Source organism: Streptomyces filamentosus (assembly GCF_014654895.1).
Classification (GTDB): domain Bacteria; phylum Actinomycetota; class Actinomycetes; order Streptomycetales; family Streptomycetaceae; genus Streptomyces; species Streptomyces filamentosus.
This window is the reverse complement of sequence record NZ_BNBE01000001.1, coordinates 382,946-403,331: the sequence shown is the minus strand read 5'-3', so window position 1 is coordinate 403,331 and position 20,386 is coordinate 382,946. Positions and strand designations below refer to the sequence as shown.

At 73.5% G+C, this 20,386-nt stretch carries 17 protein-coding genes; 7 read left to right on the top strand and 10 right to left on the bottom strand.

The window, feature by feature from the left end:
• Window positions 1-61 precede the first annotated feature (61 nt).
• Window positions 62-1,000: a MerR family transcriptional regulator gene (locus IE326_RS01825; protein WP_190040638.1), complete on the top strand. Its 939-nt coding sequence runs from the start codon at window positions 62-64 to the stop codon at window positions 998-1,000.
• 73 nt (window positions 1,001-1,073) lie between these two features.
• On the opposite strand, the gene IE326_RS01820 is transcribed toward IE326_RS01825, so the two are convergent.
• A complete protein-coding gene (locus tag IE326_RS01820) occupies window positions 1,074-2,186 on the bottom strand; it encodes a magnesium and cobalt transport protein CorA (RefSeq protein WP_190040637.1) in 1,113 nt (370 codons plus the stop codon).
• A 224-nt stretch (window positions 2,187-2,410) separates the two neighbouring features.
• On the opposite strand from IE326_RS01820, the gene IE326_RS01815 reads away from it, so the two are divergent.
• On the top strand, window positions 2,411-3,511 hold the full coding sequence (locus IE326_RS01815; RefSeq protein ID WP_190040636.1) for a winged helix DNA-binding domain-containing protein: 1,101 nt from the start codon (window positions 2,411-2,413) through the stop codon (window positions 3,509-3,511).
• An 87-nt stretch (window positions 3,512-3,598) separates the two neighbouring features.
• Here the strand turns inward: IE326_RS01815 and IE326_RS01810 are convergent, their stop codons facing one another.
• Window positions 3,599-4,435 (bottom strand): helix-turn-helix transcriptional regulator, encoded by an 837-nt coding sequence (locus tag IE326_RS01810; RefSeq protein ID WP_190040635.1) that lies wholly within the window; start codon window positions 4,433-4,435, stop codon window positions 3,599-3,601.
• Window positions 4,436-4,551: 116 nt separating this feature from the next.
• On the opposite strand from IE326_RS01810, the gene IE326_RS01805 reads away from it, so the two are divergent.
• Window positions 4,552-6,234, top strand: a complete 1,683-nt coding sequence (locus IE326_RS01805) for an AMP-binding protein (RefSeq protein WP_190040634.1) — start codon at window positions 4,552-4,554, stop codon at window positions 6,232-6,234.
• A complete protein-coding gene (locus IE326_RS01800; RefSeq protein ID WP_190040633.1) occupies window positions 6,231-7,826 on the top strand; it encodes an AMP-binding protein in 1,596 nt (531 codons plus the stop codon). Before IE326_RS01805 ends, IE326_RS01800 begins: the two co-directional genes overlap by 4 nt.
• A 102-nt stretch (window positions 7,827-7,928) precedes the next feature.
• Here the strand turns inward: IE326_RS01800 and IE326_RS01795 are convergent, their stop codons facing one another.
• From IE326_RS01795 to IE326_RS01785, 3 genes are all read right to left on the bottom strand, one after another.
• Entirely contained in the window at window positions 7,929-8,465 is a 537-nt protein-coding gene (locus IE326_RS01795) for a GNAT family N-acetyltransferase (protein WP_190040632.1), read from the bottom strand.
• Window positions 8,466-8,487: 22 nt separating this feature from the next.
• Window positions 8,488-9,306, bottom strand: coding sequence for a TIGR04222 domain-containing membrane protein (locus IE326_RS01790; protein ID WP_190040631.1), 819 nt, complete (start codon window positions 9,304-9,306; stop codon window positions 8,488-8,490).
• Window positions 9,307-9,400: 94 nt separating this feature from the next.
• On the bottom strand, window positions 9,401-10,156 hold the full coding sequence (locus IE326_RS01785; protein ID WP_190040630.1) for a hypothetical protein: 756 nt from the start codon (window positions 10,154-10,156) through the stop codon (window positions 9,401-9,403).
• Between the two features lie 789 nt (window positions 10,157-10,945).
• On the opposite strand from IE326_RS01785, the gene gcl reads away from it, so the two are divergent.
• Both gcl and IE326_RS01775 read left to right on the top strand, forming a co-directional pair.
• Window positions 10,946-12,733, top strand: a complete 1,788-nt coding sequence (gene gcl / locus IE326_RS01780) for a glyoxylate carboligase (RefSeq protein WP_190040629.1) — start codon at window positions 10,946-10,948, stop codon at window positions 12,731-12,733.
• Between the two features lie 135 nt (window positions 12,734-12,868).
• Window positions 12,869-13,306: a hypothetical protein gene (locus tag IE326_RS01775; protein ID WP_190040628.1), complete on the top strand. Its 438-nt coding sequence runs from the start codon at window positions 12,869-12,871 to the stop codon at window positions 13,304-13,306.
• Here the strand turns inward: IE326_RS01775 and IE326_RS01770 are convergent.
• Window positions 13,303-14,295 (bottom strand): ArsR/SmtB family transcription factor, encoded by a 993-nt coding sequence (locus tag IE326_RS01770; RefSeq protein WP_190040627.1) that lies wholly within the window; start codon window positions 14,293-14,295, stop codon window positions 13,303-13,305. The genes IE326_RS01775 and IE326_RS01770 overlap by 4 nt on opposite strands.
• Window positions 14,296-14,497: 202 nt before the next feature.
• Here IE326_RS01770 and IE326_RS01765 point away from each other — a divergent pair, with 202 nt between their 5' ends.
• The gene (locus IE326_RS01765) at window positions 14,498-15,769 is read left to right on the top strand and encodes an MFS transporter (RefSeq protein ID WP_229915164.1); all 1,272 of its coding nucleotides are present in this window, start codon (window positions 14,498-14,500) and stop codon (window positions 15,767-15,769) included.
• On the opposite strand, the gene IE326_RS01760 is transcribed toward IE326_RS01765, so the two are convergent.
• The 4 genes from IE326_RS01760 to IE326_RS01745 form a co-directional block, all read right to left on the bottom strand.
• On the bottom strand, window positions 15,705-16,364 hold the full coding sequence (locus tag IE326_RS01760) for an HNH endonuclease (protein ID WP_190040626.1): 660 nt from the start codon (window positions 16,362-16,364) through the stop codon (window positions 15,705-15,707). The genes IE326_RS01765 and IE326_RS01760 overlap by 65 nt on opposite strands.
• Before the next feature lie 482 nt (window positions 16,365-16,846).
• A complete protein-coding gene (locus tag IE326_RS01755) occupies window positions 16,847-18,304 on the bottom strand; it encodes a catalase (RefSeq protein WP_190040625.1) in 1,458 nt (485 codons plus the stop codon).
• 189 nt (window positions 18,305-18,493) lie between these two features.
• Window positions 18,494-19,384 carry a 2-hydroxy-3-oxopropionate reductase gene (locus IE326_RS01750; RefSeq protein WP_150235553.1) on the bottom strand — a complete coding sequence of 297 codons (891 nt, stop codon included), beginning with the start codon at window positions 19,382-19,384 and terminating at the stop codon, window positions 18,494-18,496.
• A gap of 48 nt (window positions 19,385-19,432) precedes the next feature.
• Complete coding sequence (locus IE326_RS01745) at window positions 19,433-20,266, bottom strand: TIM barrel protein (protein ID WP_150235551.1); 834 nt, start codon at window positions 20,264-20,266, stop codon at window positions 19,433-19,435.
• Window positions 20,267-20,386 lie beyond the last annotated feature (120 nt).

Sequence of the window (20,386 nt, the reverse complement as noted above, 5' to 3'; positions counted from 1 at the left end):
CGATCGCCGGGGGGGCGAGGGGGCTTGAGTCTCCTGTAGGGGGAGACGGCAAGGTGGGGGCATGGACGGCGACACGCTTTACCCGATCGGCGAGCTGGCTCGGCGGACCGGTCTCACGGTCAAGACCATCCGGTTCTACTCCGACCGCGGAATCGTGACGCCGACGGACCGCAGCCCGGCCGGCTACCGCTTGTACGACACCGGTGCCGCCGCGCGCCTGGACCTCGTGCGGACCCTGCGGACGCTGGGGCTGGACCTCCCCACGATCCGCAGGATCGTCGACCGGGAGCTCTCGCTCCCCGAGGTCGCCGCGGCGCATGCCGAGGCGCTCGCGGCGCAGATCCGCATCCTGCGTCTGCGCCACGCGGTGCTGACGGTCGTGGCCGAGCGTGGACTCACTCCCGAGGAGACCGAACTCATGCACCAGCTCGCCCAGCTTTCCGAGGACGAACGCCGGGACCTCATCGGCGATTTCCTCGACACCGTCTTCGGCGGCCTCGGCGCCGACCCCGCGTTCGCTGGGGTCAGGCGCACGATGACTCCCGAACTGCCGGACGCTCCCGAGGCGGAGCAGGCCCGAGCGTGGGTGGAGTGGGCCGAACTGGCCCTGGACCCGGACTTCCGCGCCGGCATGCGACGCATGGCCGAGGACCTGGCGGCCGAACGGGCGGAGGGCGACACCACGGGCCCGCGCCGCGACTTCGCCGCGGTCGTCCGCGACCTGGCCGCCCCGGCCCTGGCGGCGGGCGTCGACCCGGCCTCCCCCCAGGCCGATCCGATCGTCGCCGCGTTCGCGGATCGTTACGCGCACATCTGCGGACGTCCTGACGACGCCGAGCTCCGCCGCCGGCTGCTGCTCCGGCTGGAGAGCGTGAACGACCCGCGCAGGGACCGGTACTTCCGGCTGCTCGCGGTCATCAACGGCTGGCCCGCTCCGGAGAGCCTGGCGCGAGTGCTCGACTGGTCCACCGAAGCCCTGCGCGTCCGGACGCGGCGGTAGGGGCCCGGAACCCCCCGGAGGAGGGCGCGGAGATCCGCTCACCGTGAGCGGATCAAGGTTTCGGGGTGGGCGGCTACAGCCAGTCCTTCTTCTTGAACACCACGTACAGGCTCGTGCAGACCACCGCCATCAGCACCACCGCGAACGGGTACCCGCCCGCCCAGTGCAGCTCCGGCATGTGGTCGAAGTTCATGCCGTAGATCGTTCCCACCAGCGTGGGGGCGAACAGGATGGCGGCCCACGAGGAGATCTTCTTGATCTCCTCGTTCTGTTCGAAGCCCGCCTCGGCCAACGCCCGCATCTCCGCGTTCTGTTGCTGGGTGACGAGGGTGGCGTTGACGGTGAGGATCTCGGTGAGGGCCTGGCGGAAGCCGTCGACGCGTTCGCTGGTGTGGGTGACGTGGTCGGCGACGTCGCGGAGGTAGCGCTGGAGTTCCTCGTCGGTGCCGTATTTGGCGAAGCCGGCCATGAGGGCGTGGAGCATGCCGACGAGGGGGCGGGTGGCGCGCTGGAACTCGACCATTTCGCGGGAGAGTTCGTAGATGCGGCGGGAGACGGCGGGGTCGCCGCCGAAGACCTCGGTCTCGATCTCGTCGACGTCGTTCTGGACGCCGGCGACGACCGGGGCGTAGCCGTCGACGACCGCGTCCAGGATGGCGTAGAGGACGGCCTCGGGGCCCAGGGAGAGGAGGGCGGGGTTCTCCTCCATGCGGTGGCGGACGGCCGAGAGGTCGGGGGCGGCGCCGTGGCGGACGGTGATGAGGAAGTCGGGGCCCACGAAGACGTGGAGTTCGCCGAAGTCGACCTCCTCCTGGGCGTCCAGGTAGCGGGCCGCGCGCAGCACGACGAAGAGGGTGTCGCCGTACCGTTCCAGCTTGGGGCGCTGGTGGGCCTCCAGGGCGTCCTCGACGGCGAGTTCGTGGAGGTCGAACTCGGCTGCCAGGGAGTGGAGTTCCTGCTCTGTCGGGCGGTGCAGGCCGATCCAGGCCATGCCGTCCGGGTGTTCGCGCAGCTGCCGGTACGTCTCCGCCAGCGTCGCCGGTGACGCGACCCTCCGGCCGTCGCGGTACAGGGTCGCCTGGACCACGCTCGGGCTCTCGGGCCCGGCGGCGGGCCCCGGGGAGGCGGCGGCGGGCGGCGGCTCCGGGCTGCGGCGCCGGGCCGCGCGGGGGCGGCGGTCGGACACGGGCGTACCTCCGTCGGCTGCTCTGGGGGATCCGGCCCGTTCCTGCCGGACCCCCGGGGGTGGGATCCGGCTGGTTTCTCCGGACCCGGCCCAGGGTCCGGCCCGTTCCTTCCGGATCCCGGCAAGGGGATGATCAGGATATATGGGAGGAAAACCTTGAAGACGTGAAGGGGTTCCGGTCATCGCGGACAGGTTCTGTCCTCTATGGCTCGTAGCGTTCCCGCATGGATTCCCTCCCCCCGGTCTCGCGCCGCGCCCTGGGCCGTGCCACCCTCGCCCGTCAGCTCCTCCTCCGGCGTTCGCCGCTCGGAGCCGAAGAGGCCGTCCGCCACCTGGTCGGGCTCCAGGGGCAGAACACCAAGCCGCCGTACTACGCCCTCGCCGCCCGCCTCGACGGCTTCCGGCCCGAGGAGCTCTCCGCGCTGATGGAGTCCCGCGCCGTCGTCCGGACCGTCTCCCTGCGGTCGACCGTGCACACCCACACCGCCCGCGACGCCGTCGGGCTGCGCCGGCTCGTCCAGGCGGGGGCCGTCGAGCGGGAGCTGAGCATCTTCCGCAAGGGGCTCGTCGGCGTCGACCGCGACCGGCTGGCCGCCCTCGCCACCGCGTACGTCGAGGAACGGCCCCGCACGCCGAAGGAGCTGCGGGACCGGCTGCTGCGGGAGTGGCCCGACGCCGACCCGCTCGCCCTCACCGTCGCCGCCCGCTGTCTGCTGCTGCTGGTCCAGGTCACCCCGCGCGGACTGTGGCGGCGCAGCGGCCGCGTCGCGCTCACCACCAGCCGGGTGTGGCTCGGGGAGCCCGACGCCGAGGCGGCCGGGATCGAGGAGACCGTCCTGCGCTACCTCGCCGCCTTCGGTCCCGCCTCCGTCCAGGACGCGCAGACCTGGTGCAGGCTCACCCGCCTGCGTCCCGTCTTCGAGCGGCTGCGGCCCCGGCTGCTCTCCTTCCGGGACGAGTCGGGGACCGAACTCTTCGACCTGCCCGACGCGCCCCGTCCCGACGAGGACGTCCCCGCCCCGCCGCGCTTCCTGCCCGAGTTCGACAACCTGCTGCTCTCGCACGCCGACCGCACCCGGATCGTCCCCGCCGCGTACAAGGGCCGCACCTGGACCGTCAACCAGGCCCACCGCGTCTTCCTCCTCGACGGGACGCTCGCCGGGCTCTGGCACCTGGAGGAGACCAAGGGGCGCACCCTCCTCACCGTGGAGCCCTTCGCCCCGCTCACGCGCGCCGACCGCGCCGCCCTCACGGACGAGGCCGAGCGGACGCTCCGCCTCACCGCATCCGAGGGCGACGCGTACGACCTCGTCTTCCGCGAGTAGCGCGGGACCCCGTCGCCGTACGGGTACGGGTGGAACCCGCCGCCGTACGGGTACGGGCGGAACCCGCCGCCGTACGGCCGCCTGTCCCTACAGCAGCACCCCCGCCCGCCGGGCCGCCACCACCGCCTCCAGGCGGGTGTGGGCGCCCAGTTTCCGCATGGCCGAGCGCAGGTAGCCCTTCACCGTCTCCGGGCGCAGCCCGAGCCGCTGGGCCGCCGCCGCGTTCGTCGCGCCGGACGCGACCGCCGCGAGGACGTCCGTCTCGCGCGGGGTGAGCGCCACCCCGGCGGCGGGCGCCGGGTTGCCCGCGGCCGTCTCCAGGCGGCCGCAGACGGCGAGGAGCCGGGCCCGCAGCTCCGGGTCGAGCACCTGCGGGGCGAGGGCGCGCAGCTCCCCGTAGGCGTACCGCACCTCCTCCCACGACGGGCCGGGGCGGTCGGCGCCGGGGCCGTCCGGCGGCTCCACGAGGCGGCTCACCTCGTCCCGCACCACCAGCGCCTGCTCCACGTCCCGAGCCGCCGCCACCGCCGCGTCGAAGACGCGTTCGCCGAGGGGGAGCGCGTCCCGCAGCGCCCCGTACAGCACCCCGCGCACCTGCCGCCGGACGACCACCGGCACCGCGATCACCGAGCGCAGGCCCTCCGCCGACACCGGCAGGTCGTACTCGTGGGTGATGTGCCGGGCCACCGGGTAGTCGGTGACCGCGCACGGCCGGCCCAGCGACAGGCACTTTCCGCCCAGGCCGTTGCCGGGGGAGATGACGAGGCCCTGGAGCGCGGGGGTGACCGCCCCGTGGAGCTCGGCGATCCGCAGCGGCCGGCCGCCGTCCTGGACCAGACCGCCGAAGACCACGGGCAGCCCGCTGCCGCGCCGCAGCCGCACCAGCGCGGCCCGCAGCTCCACCGCTTCGATCCGCTCGGACACGGGGGAATCTCCTTCGTTCGCCCCGGAAGCCCCGCCATCACCCCCGAACGGGGGTGGTGAGACCCGGGTCACCGATTACACGATGGGCGGGACCGGTCCCGCAACGAGGAGGACACATGATGGCCACCAGCGCCACCGAGGAGTTCCGGACGGCCAGGGACTTCCTGCTCCGGCACCGCGAGGACTACGCGACGGCGTACGAGGGCTTCGTCTGGCCCCGTCCCGAGCGGTTCAACTGGGCGCTGGAGTGGTTCGACGTCATCGCCGAGGGCAACGACCGCACCGCCCTGCACATCGTCGAGGAGGACGGCTCCGAGACGCGGGCGAGCTTCGCGGAGATGTCCGCCCGTTCGAACCGGGTCGCGAACTGGCTGCGCGCCCAGGGCGTCCGCGCCGGGGACCGGATCGTCGTGATGCTCGGCAACCAGGTCGAGCTGTGGGAGACGATGCTCGCCGCGATGAAGCTGCGCGCCGTCGTCATCCCCGCCACCCCGCTCCTCGGCCCCGCCGACCTGCGCGACCGGATCGAGCGCGGCCGGGCCCGGCACGTCCTGGTCCGCTCCGAGGACACCGGGAAGTTCGCGGAGGTGCCCGGCGACTACACCCGCATCTCGATCGGCGGCGACGGGGTGAACTGGCTGGGGTACGAGCACTCCGCCCGCGAGTCCGAGGTCTTCGAGCCCGACGGCGCCACCCTCGCCCACGACACCCTGATGCTGTACTTCACCTCCGGCACCACCGCCCGCCCCAAGCTCGTCGAGCACACCCACACCTCCTACCCGGTGGGCCACCTGGCGACGATGTACTGGATCGGCCTGAAGCCCGGCGACGTCCACCTCAACATCTCCTCGCCGGGCTGGGCCAAGCACGCCTGGTCCAACCTCTTCGCCCCCTGGAACGCCGGGGCGACCGTCTTCATCCACAACTACACGCGCTTCGACGCGGGCCGGCTGATGGCCGAGATGGACCGGCACGGCGTCACCTCCTTCTGCGCCCCGCCGACCGTGTGGCGGATGCTCATCCAGTCCGACCTGAGCCGCCTCGCCACCCCGCCGCGCGAGGTCGTCGCCGCGGGCGAACCGCTGAACCCCGAGGTCATCGAGGCGGTCCGGCGCGCCTGGGGCGTCACCATCCGCGACGGCTTCGGGCAGACGGAGACCGCCGTCCAGGTCTCCAACAGCCCCGGCCAGCCGCTCAAGGAGGGCTCCATGGGCCGCCCGAGCCCCGGCTACGCGGTCACCCTCGTCGACCCGGTCACCGGCCGCCCGGACGCCGAGGAGGGCGAGATCTGCCTCGACCTGTCCACCCACCCGGTGGGCCTGATGACCGGCTACCACGGCGACCCGGACAAGACGGCCGAGGCGATGGCCGGCGGCTACTACCGCACCGGCGACATCGGCACCCGCGACGAGGACGGCTACATCCACTACGTGGGCCGCGCCGACGACGTCTTCAAGGCGTCCGACTACAAGATCAGCCCGTTCGAGCTGGAGAGCGCGCTCCTGGAGCACGAGGCCGTCGCCGAGGCGGCCGTCGTCCCCGCGCCCGACCCGCTGCGGCTCGCCGTCCCGAAGGCGTACGTCGTCCTCGCCGAGGGCTTCGAGCCGGACGCGGAGACCGCGCGGGCCCTCTTCGCCCACTCGCGGGCCGTGCTCGCCCCGTACAAGCGGGTCCGCCGCATCGAGTTCGCCGAGCTGCCGAAGACCGTCTCCGGCAAGATCCGGCGGGTCGAGCTGCGCCGCCTCACCGCCGAAGGGTCCGCCACGGGGCCCGAGTTCACCGAGGGAGACCTGGCATGACCGGCACGGAACTCTCGTACGCGCACGGGGTGTCGGACACCCCGCTGCTCGGCGACACCATCGGCGCCGACCTCGACCGGGCCGTCGCCGCCTGGCCCGACCGGGAGGCGCTGGTCGACCTGGCCGACGGACGCCGCTGGACCTACGCCGAGTTCGGCGCCGAGGTCGACCGGATCGCCGGGGCGCTGCTCGGCAGCGGCGTCCGCAAGGGCGACCGGGTCGGCATCTGGGCGGTGAACCGCGCCGAATGGGTCCTCGTCCAGTACGCCACCGCCCGCGTCGGCGCCGTCATGGTCACCATCAACCCGGCCTACCGCACCCACGAACTCGCCTACGTGCTGCGCCAGTCGGGCATCTCGATGCTCTTCGCCTCGCTCGCGCACAAGACCAGCGACTACCGGGCGATGGTCGAGGAGGCGCGCGGCGAGTGCCCTGAGCTGCGGGAGGCGGTGTACTTCGGCGACCCGAGCTGGGAGGAGTTCGCGGCCCGTCCGTCCGGCGGGCTCGTCCCCGAGCCCCTCTCCGCCGACGAGCCGGTCAACATCCAGTACACCTCGGGCACGACCGGCTTCCCCAAGGGCGCCACGCTCTCCCACCACAACATCCTCAACAACGGCTACTTCGTCGGCGAGATGATCGCCTACACGGAGGCGGACCGGATCTGCGTGCCGGTGCCCTTCTACCACTGCTTCGGCATGGTGATGGCGAACCTGGCGGCCACCTCGCACGGCGCCTGCATCGTGATCCCGGCCCCGTCCTTCGACCCGGCCGCGACCCTCCGCGCCGTCCAGGAGGAGCGCTGCACCTCCCTCTACGGCGTACCGACCATGTTCATCGCGGAGTTGAACCTCCCCGACTTCGCCGCGTACGACCTGTCCACGCTCCGCACCGGCATCATGGCGGGCTCGCCGTGTCCGGTGGAGGTGATGAAGCGGGTGGTCGCCGAGATGAACATGACGGAGGTGTCCATCTGTTACGGCATGACGGAGACCTCCCCGGTCTCCACCCAGACCCGCCGCGACGACGACCTGGAACGCCGCACCGGCACCGTCGGCCGGGTCCTGCCGCACGTCGAGGTGAAGGTCGTCGACCCGGCCACCGGCCTCACCGTCCCGCGCGGGACGGCCGGCGAACTGTGCACCCGGGGCTACGGCGTGATGCTCGGCTACTGGGGCGAACCGGAGAAGACCGCCGAGGTCGTCGACGCGGGCCGCTGGATGCACACCGGCGACCTCGCCGTGATGCGCGAGGACGGCTACGTCCAGATCGTCGGCCGCATCAAGGACATGATCATCCGTGGCGGGGAGAACGTGTACCCGCGCGAGATCGAGGAGTTCCTGTACGGCCACCCCAAGATCGCCGACGTGCAGGTCGTCGGGATCCCCGACGAGCGCTACGGCGAGGAGATCCTGGCCTGCGTCATCCCCCGGGACCCGGCCGACCCGCCGACCCCCGAGGAGGTCGCCGCCTTCTGCGAGGGCCGCCTCGCCCACTACAAGGTCCCGCGCCGCGTCGAACTCCTCGCCGAGTTCCCCATGACGGTCAGCGGCAAGGTCCGGAAGGTCGAACTGCGGGAGCGGTACGGGGTCTAGGCCGCCCGTCCGGCCGCCCCCCGGGAGTCTGGTCCGAGGGGGGCGGCCGGGGCGCTGCCCGGGTCCGGCAGGGCGGAGGCCCCGCCGCCGGGGGCGTCGTCCTCAGGCGGCGGCCTCCGGGGACCCGGCCAGTTCCCGGCGCATGCAGACGCGGGGCCAGGCCGCCAGGCCGTGGGCGGCCTCGGCCCGGCTGATGGCCCGCAGGCCGGCCGTCAGTGCCGGGTCGGCCTCGGCGAGCGGACGGAAGCCGAGGCGGGCGTAGTACGGGGCGTTCCACGGGACTTCCGCGAAGGTCGTGAGGGTGAGGGCCGTCAGGCCCTCCTCGCGGGCGGCGTCGGCCAGGTGCTCGATGAGGGCCCGGCCGACGCCGCGGCGCGCCGCGTCCGGGTGGACGGAGACCTGTTCGATGTGGGCGGCGCCGTCGACCGTGTCCGCCAGCAGGTAGGCGAGGGGGCGGTCGGCCCCGTCGACCGCCACCCACGCCCGGCCGGCCGCGCGGTAGCCCTCCAGGACGTCCAGCGGCAGCGGCTCGTCGTCGGCGATCGCCGTCATGCCGAGGGTGCGGAAGGGCTCGCCCGCGGCGCGTTCGATGGACTGGAGCAGCGGGAGTTCGGCCGGTGCGGCCGCTCGGATGCGCATACGACAGTATGGCCCGCCGGGGTCAGGGACCGTCCTGGTCCGGGCGGTCCAGGAGCCCCCCGTCACGGGAGAAGCGCGGCAGGAAGAGGGCGAGCGCGGGATCGCCGTACAGGGCCACGTACAGCTGGACCAGGTGGCCGTCCGTCACCTCCCGCCGGTGCGCGGGCAGCGGGTGCCGCTCCCGCAGCTCGGCCAGCAGCCGCCGGGCGGCCCGGGTCGCGGGCGGCAGCCGCAGCAGCCCGAGCGCGGCGAGCAGGACCGGCGGCCCCGCCGCGAGGACGGCCCAGGCGCCGGGCCCGTCCCCGGCGGCGGCCCCGGCGAGCAGCCCGGCCGCGAGCGTCGCCGGTGCGGCCGCCGCCAGCAGCAGGGCCGCGCGCCGGCGCCCCGGGGGCCGCAGCAGCCCCGCCCGTCCCAGCTCGGCCCGCAGCCCGTCGACCGCCTGCCGCGCCTCGGGCCGCAGGGCGAGCGCCCGCAGCGGCAGGGCGTTGCGCAGTGAACGGTGGACGCCGAGCTGGACGGGGTCGCGGGTCCGGCCCGGACCGCCGTTGGCGCGGATCGTCCGCCGGCGTCCGGCCGCGACCGCCCCGCGCTGGTGCAGCGCCACCAGCGCGACCGTCACCGCCGCCCGCCGCCCGCCCCGCAGCAGGGCCAGCGCCGCCGGGCCGGGCGGAGCGTCGGGTGGTACGCCCGGTGTCGCGCCCCGCGCCACGCCGGGCATCGCGTCGGCGGAGCCCGTACCCCCTGTCCGGCCGCGCGGGCGCAGCAGCAGTACCGCCGCGACCAGCAGTTCGGCCCAGGCCGTCCCGGCCGCCCCCGCCCACCACCACGTCCCCGTCCCCATGCCGTCCACCCCTCCCCACGGTGTTTGTGCCCGGGAGAGCGTGATCGTCACGCGTGGATGGCCGGATCCGTTCCCTCGGGGAGCGCGGTACGGGTCAGACGGCGCCGCCCGACGTGAGCTCGTCGGCCGCGTTGTTCACGGGCTGCGGGGTGCCGGTGAGGTCGAGGACGAAGAGCGGCAGCGCTATCTCGGCGGCGCGGGACCGGGCCTCGGGCGTGTACCCGGCCAGCGAGAAGAAGATGCTCACGGCGGAGGCGCTGAGGCCGTTCAGCCACAGGCACTCGACGGCGCGCAGCCCGGCCGGGCGGGTGCTCGGGTCGACCTGGGCGACCAGCCCGGGCCCGCGCAGGTCGACCCCGGCGGAGTGGCGGTCCTCCGGCTGCACGATCTCCCGGAAGCCGAGCCAGTCCAGGTACGAGGCCGCTGCCGCGACCGCGTCCCGCGCCGTCCGGATCGTCACCGGCCGGAACACCCCCCGCTCCGCCGGGGGCCGGGGCACCGCCGGCAGCGGCGGCACGTGCGCGGGATACCGCTCCGCGAACGACCTCGGCGCGACGGGCCCCTCGTCCTCCGGGAGGAGGAAGAGCTCGGCGGGGTCGGCGAGCTGGTCGGGCCCGAAGGGATCGAAGGGATCGAGTGGCCTGAAGGGATCGGAGGAGTCGGAGGGCTCGGAGGGGCCGAGGGGGTGGGGGAGGCCGGAGAGCCCGGAAGGACCGAGGGGGTCCGGGGGGTCGCAGTCGGTGGTGCCGGGGGAGTGGGGCGGGTTCCCGGGGCCGGGGAGGCCGAAGGGACCGCCAGGGGCGGAGGGGTCGAAAGGGGCTCCGGGAGCCCCGGTGGCGTCGGGATCCACCGGAACGTCCGGACCGCCGGAAGCCGCCGGAACGTCCGGAGCCCCGGAAGGCACCGGAGCACCCCAAGCACCTGGACCGCCAGGGGCCGCCGGACCGCCGGGCCTCTCCGGCACCCCGGGCCTCTCCGGCACCCCCGCAGTCCCCGCAGGCCCCGGCGCCCCCGGATCGCCCGCAGCAGCCGCGTACCCCTCGCGTTCCCCCTCGTGCTCCCCCTCGGGAAGCGGGCCCGCCGGCGGCACCGGCACTCCCGACACCCCCGGCTCTCCCGGTGGCACCGGCCTCACCGGCGCCACCGCGACCCGCAGGACCGTCCCGCAGGCGCAGCCCAGTTCCGGCTGCGGCCAGTCGTCCTCGCGGCCGCAGGCTCCGCAGCGGACGGTGACCCATTCGTCCAGCCAGTTGCGGTGCCGGACCGGCCGGGCGGGGGCGTCCGGGAGGAGCGGGGCGGCGACCGGGCTGCCGCAGGCGCAGGGGAAGACGGGTGCCGTGTACGGATGCGTCCGCCGGCACTCCGGGCAGTGCACCGTCACCGCGTCGCCTGGCGACTCACCCACGCCGAACCCCCTCTTCTCGCTCGCCCATAGTCCACCAATCCGGCCGTCCGGGGGTGCGACTTCGGCCATCACGGAGGGCCTTCCGGTGCCCGTCTGCCGGGCGGTCCCTTGACGGCTTCCCGACCCCGACCTACATTGCTTCCGTATAGCAGAACAGTTCTTCCGCATTACGGAAACAGGGACGGGCGGCCCGCCCGGAACCTGCGACCGACCGGCCGAAGCAGGAGCACTCCCATGCCTCGTATGACCGCCGCCGCAGCGGCCGTTGAGATCCTCAAGCGCGAAGGCGTCACCAACGCGTTCGGCGTCCCCGGCGCGGCGATCAACCCCTTCTACCGCGAGCTCAAGAACGTCGGCGGCATCAGCCACACGCTGGCCCGCCACGTCGAGGGCGCCTCCCACATGGCCGAGGGCTACACCCGCGCCAAGGCCGGCAACATCGGTGTCTGCATCGGCACCTCCGGCCCCGCCGGCACCGACATGATCACCGGCCTGTACTCGGCGATCGCCGACTCGATCCCGATCCTCTGCATCACCGGCCAGGCCCCGGTCTCGAAGCTCCACAAGGAGGACTTCCAGGCCGTCGACATCGCCTCGATCGCCGCGCCCGTCACCAAGAAGGCCACCACCGTCCTGGAGGCCGCGCAGGTCCCCGGCGTCTTCCAGCAGGCCTTCCACCTGATGCGCTCCGGCCGTCCCGGCCCGGTCCTCATCGACCTGCCGATCGACGTCCAGCTCACCGAGATCGAGTTCGACCCGGAGACGTACGAGCCGCTGCCGGTCTACAAGCCGGCGGCCACCCGCGCCCAGGCCGAGAAGGCGCTGAGCTTCCTCCTGGAGGCCGAGCGCCCGCTGATCGTCGCCGGCGGCGGCATCATCAACGCCGACGCCACCGACCTCCTCGTCGAGTTCGCCGAGCTGACGAACATCCCGGTCATCTCCACCCTCATGGGCTGGGGCACCATCCCGGACGACCACGAGCTCGCCGCCGGCATGGTCGGCGTCCAGACCGCGCACCGCTACGGCAACGCGACCTTCCTGGAGTCCGACGTCGTCATCGGCATCGGCAACCGCTGGGCCAACCGCCACACCGGCTACAACCTCGACGCCTACACGGCCGGCCGGAAGTTCGTCCACGTCGACATCGAGCCCACCCAGCTCGGCAAGATCTTCGCCCCGGACTACGGCGTCGCCTCCGACGCCAAGGCCGCCCTGGAGCTCTTCGTCGCCATCGCCGGGGAGTGGAAGGCCGAGGGCAGGCTCCCCGACTTCACCGCCTGGGCCGCCTCCGCGCAGGAGCGCAAGGCCACCCTCCAGCGCCGCACGCACTTCGACAACGTGCCGATCAAGCCGCAGCGCGTCTACGAGGAGATGAACAAGGCCTTCGGCCCGGAGACCCGGTACGTCACCACCATCGGCCTCTCCCAGATCGCCGCCGCGCAGTTCCTGCACGTCTACAAGCCGCGCCACTGGATCAACTGCGGCCAGGCCGGCCCGCTCGGCTGGACCATCCCGGCCGCCATCGGCGCCGCCACCGCCGACCCGGAGACCCCGGTCGTCGCGCTCTCCGGCGACTACGACTTCCAGTTCATGATCGAGGAGCTGGCGGTCGCCGCCCAGCACAAGGTCCCCTACGTCCACGTCCTCGTGAACAACGCCTACCTCGGTCTGATCCGTCAGGCGCAGGGCGGCCTCGGCATCAACTTCGAGGTCAACCTGGAGTTCGAGAACATCAACACCCCGGAGATCGGCGTCTACGGCGTCGACCACGTCAAGGTCGCCGAGGGCCTCGGCGTCAAGGCGATCCGCGTCGAGGACCCGGCGAAGCTGGGCGAGGCCCTGGAGCAGGCCAAGAAGATGGCCGTCGAGTTCCAGGTCCCGGTCGTCGTCGAGGCGATCCTGGAGCGCATCACCAACATCGCGATGAGCAAGACCGTCGACATGAGCGACGTCACCGAGTTCGAGGACCTGGCCACCGAGCCGGGCCACGCGCCCACCGCGATCAAGCCGCTCGCGGTCTGACCGCCGGGCCCTCCCGGGCCCGTCCCGCACCCGCGCCCGCCCGCACCCGTCGTCCACGTGACGGGCGCGGGCGGGTGCGTCGCGTTAGCGTGGAGCCCCCAGGGCGGCCCTCCGTCCGCGAAGAGGAGAGCGCCGATGACCGCCGAGCCCACCGTGACCCGCCTGGTCACCCACGTCGAGCTGAACGAGGCCCGCACCACCGCCCGGCAGCTCGACGTGAGCGCGCGGCTGGAGGCCGAACTCTCCGACGGGCGCGCCCTGGTCCTTCTCGACGACCGAGGCTGGGCCGAGAGCGGCCTGGGCGGCGACATCCGGGAGTCGCTCACGCCGGAATCCCTCGCGGAGACCGCCCGCACGGTCGTCGGCCCCGACGAGCCCTACGGGGACGAGACCCACGCGCAGGCCGAGGCCGCCCACTGGGGCGCCCTCGCCGACCGCCTCTCCCGCCGGGGCGTACGCGTCGACGCCGCCGCCCTCGCCGTCCTCCCGCACGACGTCGTCCCCGACGCCGCCCTCCGCGCCTGGGCCGGCTTCCCGGAGGGCCGGCCCGAACACGGCCCGGAAGCGGCCTAGGACCCGCCGCGCTGCGCCCGTACGAGCACCGCGCCCGCCTCCGTCCACGCGTACAGCACGGACCGGCCCGCCCGCCCGCGCCGTATGAGCCCCGCGTCGCGCAGCACCTTCAGGTGGCGGCCCACCGAGCCCAGGCCCTGCCCGGTCAGGGCGACCAACTGGCTGGTGGACAGGGGGGATTCGAGGCGCACCAGGACGCCCGCACGGGCCGGTCCGAGGAGCGCGCCCAGCGCCTGGGGGACCACCGGGCCCGCCCCGTCCGCCAGAACTCCCGCGCAGGGGTAGACGATCGCGTACCGCTCCTCGCCCTCCCGTGACGCGTCCCACGACACCCAGCCCGTCGCGGGCGTCACCGGCACCAGCAGCAGCCGGCCGCCCTCCACCGAACGCGGCGGATAGTCACGGGCGTTGACCTGGAGCCGCCCGTCCCCCAGCCAGCGGGTCCGGCCCGGACACAGCTCGTCCAGGGCCGCCGCCCAGCCGTCCCGCGCCAGCCGCGCCGTCCGGGCCGTCACGTCGGCCTCCATCACCCGCCGCCGCCGCGCCCACTCCGGCAGCACCGTCTCCCGCCACACCCAGGTGAGGAGCTCCGCGAGCCGTCTCGGCAGATCGGGCGCCGAGGCGAGCGGCTTCGGCACCGGGCCGGCCAGGGCGACCTCCAGATCGGCGAGCGCGGCGGCCCGCCCGGTCGCGCGGACCGCCTCCACCTCCTCCTCGAAGCACCGCTCGCCGTCGCCCAGGGGGGTCGGGGTGAGGAAGTCCGCGTTCCAGGTGGGGCTGATCGCCGCCCGGACCAGCAGCCCGTCCAGCGGCTCCGCCGCGAGCCGTGCCCGGTACGCCGGGAGGTGCTCCGTCATCCACGCCCGCTCGCCGGGGTGCCCGGCCCGCCCCGCGTGCAGCGCCTTCAGCGCCGCGACGGTCTCGGCGAGCGGCGACACGACGAACCTGCTCCCCGCGAGCGCGTCCGCCCCGATCCGCCACCAGCCCATACCGCCCCGCCGCCTTCCGTTCCCCTCGGCCTTCCCCGACCGCCCACCGTCCCCCGGCCTGCCCCTGTCCGTCCACCTGCCCCGCCTGTCCACCGGCCTCGGCGCATCCCGTACTCCGTACCCCGTACTCCGCCGCCCTCCCCTTCTTTCGCCTCCCCGCGAAAAAGTACCGGCGCGCCCACGGGCTCCCCAGAATCCCCGCATGCCCGCTTCCCCTCCTTCCGCTTCCCCTTCTTCTTCCGCTTCCCCCTCCTCGACGGGGACCTCCGCCGCGCCCCGCTACCGCGACCTGCTCCGCACCCCCGAGTTCACCCCCCTCTTCCTCGCGGGGGCCGCGCAGACCGCCGCGCAGACCGTCGCCGGGCTCGGGCTCGCCACGCTCGTGTTCCGGGCCACCGGATCGCCGCTGCTCAGCGCGCTCGCGATGTTCGGGCCCTCGCTGGCGCAGCTGCTCGGCGCGACGACGCTGCTGTCCGCGGCGGACCGGCTGCCGCCCCGTACCGCGCTCGCCGTCGTCGCGGTCGTCTTCGCGGCGGGCACGGCGGTCCAGGCGGCGCCGGGGATGCCGCTCGGCGCGGCGTTCGGACTGCTCGCCGTCCTCGGGGTCGTCGGGTCGCTCGGCGGGGGCGTGCGGCTCGGGCTGCTCGGCGAGATCCTGCCCCGGGAGCGGTACCTGCTCGGGCGCGCGGTGTCGAACATGGCGGTCGGCGCCTGCCAGATCGCCGGGTTCGCCGCCGGCGGCGTGCTCCTCGCCGTGCTCTCCCCGCGCGGCACCCTCCTCGCGGGCGCCGCCTGTTACCTCCTCGCCGGCCTGCTGTACCGCTTCGGACTGACGGCCCGTCCGCCGCGCGCCGCCGGACGGCCCTCGCCCGCCGAGACCTGGCGCACCAACGGCCGGCTGCTCGCCGACCGGCGCCGCCGGCTGCTGTACCTCGCGCTGTGGGTGCCCAACGGGCTGATCGTGGGCTGCGAGTCGCTCTTCGTGCCGTACGCCCCCGACCGCGCCGGACTGCTCTTCGCCTGCGCCGCCGTCGGCATGCTCGCCGGGGACACCGTCGTGGGCCGCTTCGTGCCCGCCCGGCTGCAAAGCCGCCTCGCCGCGCCCCTCCAGGCGCTGCTGGCGGCCCCGTACCTGCTCTTCGCCCTCGGCGCGGGGCTGCCGTTCGCGGCGGCGGTGGCGGCCGTGACGGTCTCCGCCGCCGGTTACGCGGCGAGCCTGCTGTACCAGGAGCGGCTGCTCGCGCTCGTCCCGGACGAGTCGAGCGGACACGCGCTCGGTCTGCACGGCTCGGGGATGCTCGCCTGCCAGGGCCTCGCCGCGGCCCTGGCGGGCGGTCTCGCGCAGCTCGCCTCACCGGCGACGGCGATGGCCCTCCTCGCGGCGGCCTCGCTCGCCGTCACCGCCGCGCTCACCGCGGGGCTGTCGAGCGCAGCACGACCGTCTCCTCGCACGGACCGTCGGCGAACAGCTTGAGCGCCTCCATCTCGGCCTTGTCCACGGAGAGTCCCCAGCGCAGCTTGGTGCCGACCCATTCGCCGACGTAGCGGCAGTAGGCGGCGTTGCCCTCGGGCACCCAGTCGGCCGGGTCCTGGCCGGCCTTCGCCCGGTGGCTGCGGGCGGTGACGGCGACCAGGGTGGCCGCGGCCCCCTGGTCGTTGGCGTACTTCGCCCGCCGGGCCGCCGTCCAGCCGGACGCCCCCGAGGCCCACGCCTCCTCCAGCGGCACGAGGTGGTCGACCCGGAGCAGCGCCGGGTCGGTGACGTCCTGGCCGTCGTAGTACGAGGTCCACCGGCCGCCGGTGAGCGCGCAGCCCGCCCCGGTGGCGGGCGCCTCGACGGCCTCCGCGAGCAGCACCTCGGCGCGGGTGTCGCAGCCGTCGGCGGCGTCGAGGCCCCGGTCCCAGTGGGGGAAGGCCGACTCCCGGTGGCCGCCCGGGACTTCGGCGGCCTCGGTGAGTTCGGCGAGCGCGTCGGGGAAGAGCTGGACGCCCGCGGAGGCGGTGGGGGCGGTGAGCGGGGACAGGACGAGGGCGAGCGGGACGAGCCCGCGCATCAGGTTCTTGATCACGTACGGCTGGATAGCGCCGGACGCGGGGCGCGCGGGGGCGAATCGCGGGGCGTTCCTCCGGGCGGGTGCGGATCTTCACCGCAGAAACGATGCGCTGCCGGGGGTGCCGGGGAGCGGTGCCGGGGGCACGGAAAAGAGCGCGGAACCAGGGACCGTAAACCTGGTTCCGCGCTCTCGTTCGGCCGCCCGGCGACGCGAGGGCTGGCGCGACAGGACGTTCGCGCCGCCGGACGGAGTCTGTGGTGCCTCCCGTGTGCGGGGAGGGCGTGGGGACCGCGGTGGTCACGACGGACGTTTCGGCCGGTCCCTTCCTTCAGGTCTGGAAGGGGGCCTGGCGTCCTGGCCACCGCACTGGCTCGCGGCCACCGCGGTCTCACGCTGTCCATGAACACCGACCACCCCTCATCCGGGCCGGTGTTCCGGACGGCGTACGGCATTGACCTCCCGTCAGATGCCGTACGCGGTCTGGGAATCCGAGAGGGCTAGTCCTCGCGCAGGGCGCGGACGGCCTCCTCGACGCGCCTGCCGTACTCGGGGTCGGCGGCGGCGAAGTGGGCGAGGTTCTTCTCGATGACGTCCTCGCGGGACACCTGGGAGAGACCGCCGGCGATGTTGGCGATCAGACGGGACTTCTCGTCCTCCGACATCAGGCGGTAGAGCTCGCCGGCCTGGAAGAAGTCGTCGTCCTTGGTGTGCTGCGGGGCCGCGTGGGTGCCGGTCCAGCCGTGGATCGCGAGCGGCGCCGAGAGCGGCGTGTCGGTCTGGGCCGGGCCCTGGTACGAGTTGGGCTCGTAGTTCTTGTCGTACCGCGAGCCGTTGCGGGTCGCCATGGCGCCGTCCCGGCCGTAGTTCTCGGCGACGGTCGCCCTGGGGGCGTTCACCGGGAGCTGGGTGTGGTTGACGCCGAGGCGGTAGCGGTGGGCGTCCGCGTAGGCGAAGAGGCGGCCCTGGAGCATCTTGTCCGGCGAGGGGCCGATGCCCGGCACGAAGTTGTTCGGGGAGAACGCGGCCTGCTCGACCTCGGCGAAGACGTTGTCCGGGTTGCGGTCGAGGACCATGCGGCCCACGCGCTGGAGCGGGTAGTCGGCGTGCGGCCACACCTTGGTGAGGTCGAACGGGTTGAAGCGGTACTCGGCGGCCTCGGCGGCCGGCATGACCTGCACGTACAGCGTCCAGGACGGGTTCACGCCGCGCTCGATGGCCTGGAGCAGGTCCGTCTGGTGCGAGTTCGCGTCCTTGCCGACGAGCTCGGCGGCCTGGTCGGCGGAGAGGGAGCGGACGCCCTGGTTCGTCTTGAAGTGGTACTTGACGAAGAAGGCCTCGCCCGCCTCGTTGGTCCACTGGTAGGTGTGCGAGCCGTAGCCGTTCATGTGACGGTACGAGGCCGGGATGCCGCGGTCGCCCATGAGCCAGGTGATCTGGTGGGTGGCCTCGGGGGCGTGCGCCCAGAAGTCCCAGACGTTGTCCGGCTCCTGCTTGCCCGTGAAGGGGTCGCGCTTCTGGGAGTGGATGAAGTCGGGGAACTTGATGGGGTCCTTGATGAAGAACACCGGGGTGTTGTTGCCGACGAGGTCGTAGTTGCCCTCTTCGGTGTAGAACTTCACCGCGAAGCCGCGCGGGTCGCGGACCGCGTCCGCGCCGCCGAGCGAGTCGGCCACGGTGGAGAAGCGGATGAAGAGCTCCGTCTTCTTGCCCACCTCGGAGAGGAAGTCGGCCTTGGTGAAGCCGGTGACGTCGTCGGTCACCTCGAAGTAGCCGTACGCGCCGGAGCCGCGGGCGTGGACCACGCGCTCCGGGATGCGCTCACGGTTGAAGCGCGCGAGCTTCTCCAGCAGGTGCTGGTCCTGGAGGAGGAGGGGGCCACCGACGCCGGCGGTGGCGGAGTTCTGGTTGTCGGCGACGGGGGCGCCGGACTCGGTCGTAAGCACGCGCTTCGACATGGTGGCCTTTCCCTGCAAGATGCTGATGACGATGCGGTGGAGCGTAGGTTCGCTCGAAACACGACGTCAACAGTTTGTTGAAAATGAAGTGTGGTGTTCCGGTCGGCGGCGGCGCCTGGGCGCGACAGGACAGGTGTCAGCACCGCCGCCGACCGGAAATCTGGGGCCCCGGGGATCCGGGGCGGTGGATCAGACCTGGGCGCCGGAGAGGCGCTCGACGGCGCGGAGCAGGGCCGAGTGGTCCAGGCCGCCGTCACCCTGCGCGCGCAGCGAGGCGACGAGCTGGGCGACCACGGCGCCGACCGGGAGGGCCGCGCCGACGTTGCGGGCGGCGTCGGTCACGATGCCCATGTCCTTGTGGTGCAGGTCGATCCGGAAGCCGGGCTTGAAGTCCCGGTTCAGGAAGTTGTCCTTCTTGCGGGTCAGCACGGTCGAGCCGGCCAGACCGCCGTTGAGGACGTCGAGGGCGGCCTGGAGGTTCACGCCGGACTTCTCCAGGAAGACCACGGCCTCGGCGCACGCCTGGATGTTCACGGCGACGATGAGCTGGTTGGCCGCCTTGACCGTCTGGCCGGAGCCGTGCGGGCCGCAGAGCACGATGACCTTGCCGAGGGCCTCCAGGATCGGGAGGGCCTCGTCGAAGTCGGCCTGCTCGCCGCCGACCATGATGGAGAGCACGGCCTCGATGGCGCCGGCCTCGCCGCCGGAGACGGGCGCGTCGATGACGCGGATGCCCTTCTCCTTGGCGTTCTTGGCCAGGTCGACCGAGGTCTGCGGGGTGATCGACGACATGTCGATGATCAGCGCGCCCTGCCTGGCGTTCTCCAGGATGCCCTCGGGGCCGTAGGAGATCGCCTCGACCTGCGGGGAGGCGGGCACCATCGTGATGACCACGTCGGCGTCCTTGACGGCCTCGGCGATCGAGCCGGCCGCGGTGCCGCCGGCGGCGGCCAGGCGCTCCAGCTTGTCCTGCTCCAGGGTGAAGCCGGTGACCGAGTAGCCGGCCTTGATCAGGTTCTCGGACATGGGCGAGCCCATGATGCCGAGGCCGATCCACGCGATCTTCGGAAGAGTGCTCATGGTGAGGGTGCCTCTCAAAGCAAGGTCGTACGGGGGAGGGGGCCTGTGTCAGCGGGCCGGGCGGGCCTCGGCGGCGAGCCATTCGAAGGACGCGGCGGCGTCGGCGGCCTTGTACTCCAGGCCCACCCAGCCGTCGTAACCGGCCTTCCGCAGCTCGTCGAGGAGCTGCTCCAGGGGGAGTTCGCCGGTGCCCGGGGCGCCGCGGCCCGGCATGTCCGCGATCTGGACGTGACCGGTCTTCGCCGCGTACTCGGCGATCACCGCGCTGACGTCCTCGCCGTTCATGGCCAGGTGGTAAATGTCGAGGAGGAACTTGGCGTTGCCGAGCCCGGTGGCCTCGTTCACCTTGTCGACGACCTCGATCGCGGAGGGGGCGCTCACCAGCGGGTAGAGCGGCGACTCCGGCTTGTTCAGGGTCTCGATCAGCAGGATCGCGCCGACGCGGTCGGCGGCGCGGGCCGCCAGGACCAGGTTCTCCAGGGCGAGGGCGTCCTGGACCTCCGGGTCGACGCCCTCCGCGCGGTTGCCGTAGAGCGCGTTGAGCGCCTTGCAGCCGACCGAGGCGGCGAAGTCCGCGGCGATGTCGATGTTGGCCCGGAAGCGGTCGGACTCCTCGCCCGGGACCGAGACCGCGCCGCGGTCCGGGCCGGGGAGCTGTCCGGCGTAGAAGTTCAGGCCCACCAGCTGGGTGCCGGCGTCCTCGAGGGCCTTCTTGAGGGCGTCGAGCTCGCTCTGCTCGGGGGTGGCGGTGTCGATCCAGGGCCACCACAGCTCGACCGCGGTGAAGCCGGCCGCGGCGGCGGCCGCGGGGCGCTCCAGGAGCGGGAGTTCCGTGAAGAGGATCGACAGGTTCACATCGAAGCGCTGGTCCGTGTATCCCATGAGGGGCGGCGCTCCTTCCGTATTGCGGAAGTCGTTTTCTGTCTGACGGAATGTTGCAAGCCCGTGGCGGTGGTTGTCAAGGGCGCCCCTCCCGATCGGGACTCCCCCGTGGCCCGAACG

Coding starts and splice junctions, on each gene's coding strand:
- IE326_RS01805 (WP_190040634.1), top strand. CDS start 4,552: ATGATGGCCACCAGCGCCACCGAGGAGTTCCGGACGGCCAGGGACTTC.
- IE326_RS01750 (WP_150235553.1), bottom strand. CDS start 19,384: ATGAGCACTCTTCCGAAGATCGCGTGGATCGGCCTCGGCATCATGGGC.
- IE326_RS01745 (WP_150235551.1), bottom strand. CDS start 20,266: ATGGGATACACGGACCAGCGCTTCGATGTGAACCTGTCGATCCTCTTC.
- IE326_RS01795 (WP_190040632.1), bottom strand. CDS start 8,465: ATGCGCATCCGAGCGGCCGCACCGGCCGAACTCCCGCTGCTCCAGTCC.
- IE326_RS01815 (WP_190040636.1), top strand. CDS start 2,411: ATGGATTCCCTCCCCCCGGTCTCGCGCCGCGCCCTGGGCCGTGCCACC.
- IE326_RS01755 (WP_190040625.1), bottom strand. CDS start 18,304: ATGTCGAAGCGCGTGCTTACGACCGAGTCCGGCGCCCCCGTCGCCGAC.
- IE326_RS01825 (WP_190040638.1), top strand. CDS start 62: ATGGACGGCGACACGCTTTACCCGATCGGCGAGCTGGCTCGGCGGACC.
- IE326_RS01790 (WP_190040631.1), bottom strand. CDS start 9,306: ATGGGGACGGGGACGTGGTGGTGGGCGGGGGCGGCCGGGACGGCCTGG.
- IE326_RS01770 (WP_190040627.1), bottom strand. CDS start 14,295: ATGGGCTGGTGGCGGATCGGGGCGGACGCGCTCGCGGGGAGCAGGTTC.
- gcl (WP_190040629.1), top strand. CDS start 10,946: ATGCCTCGTATGACCGCCGCCGCAGCGGCCGTTGAGATCCTCAAGCGC.
- IE326_RS01800 (WP_190040633.1), top strand. CDS start 6,231: ATGACCGGCACGGAACTCTCGTACGCGCACGGGGTGTCGGACACCCCG.
- IE326_RS01765 (WP_229915164.1), top strand. CDS start 14,498: ATGCCCGCTTCCCCTCCTTCCGCTTCCCCTTCTTCTTCCGCTTCCCCC.
- IE326_RS01775 (WP_190040628.1), top strand. CDS start 12,869: ATGACCGCCGAGCCCACCGTGACCCGCCTGGTCACCCACGTCGAGCTG.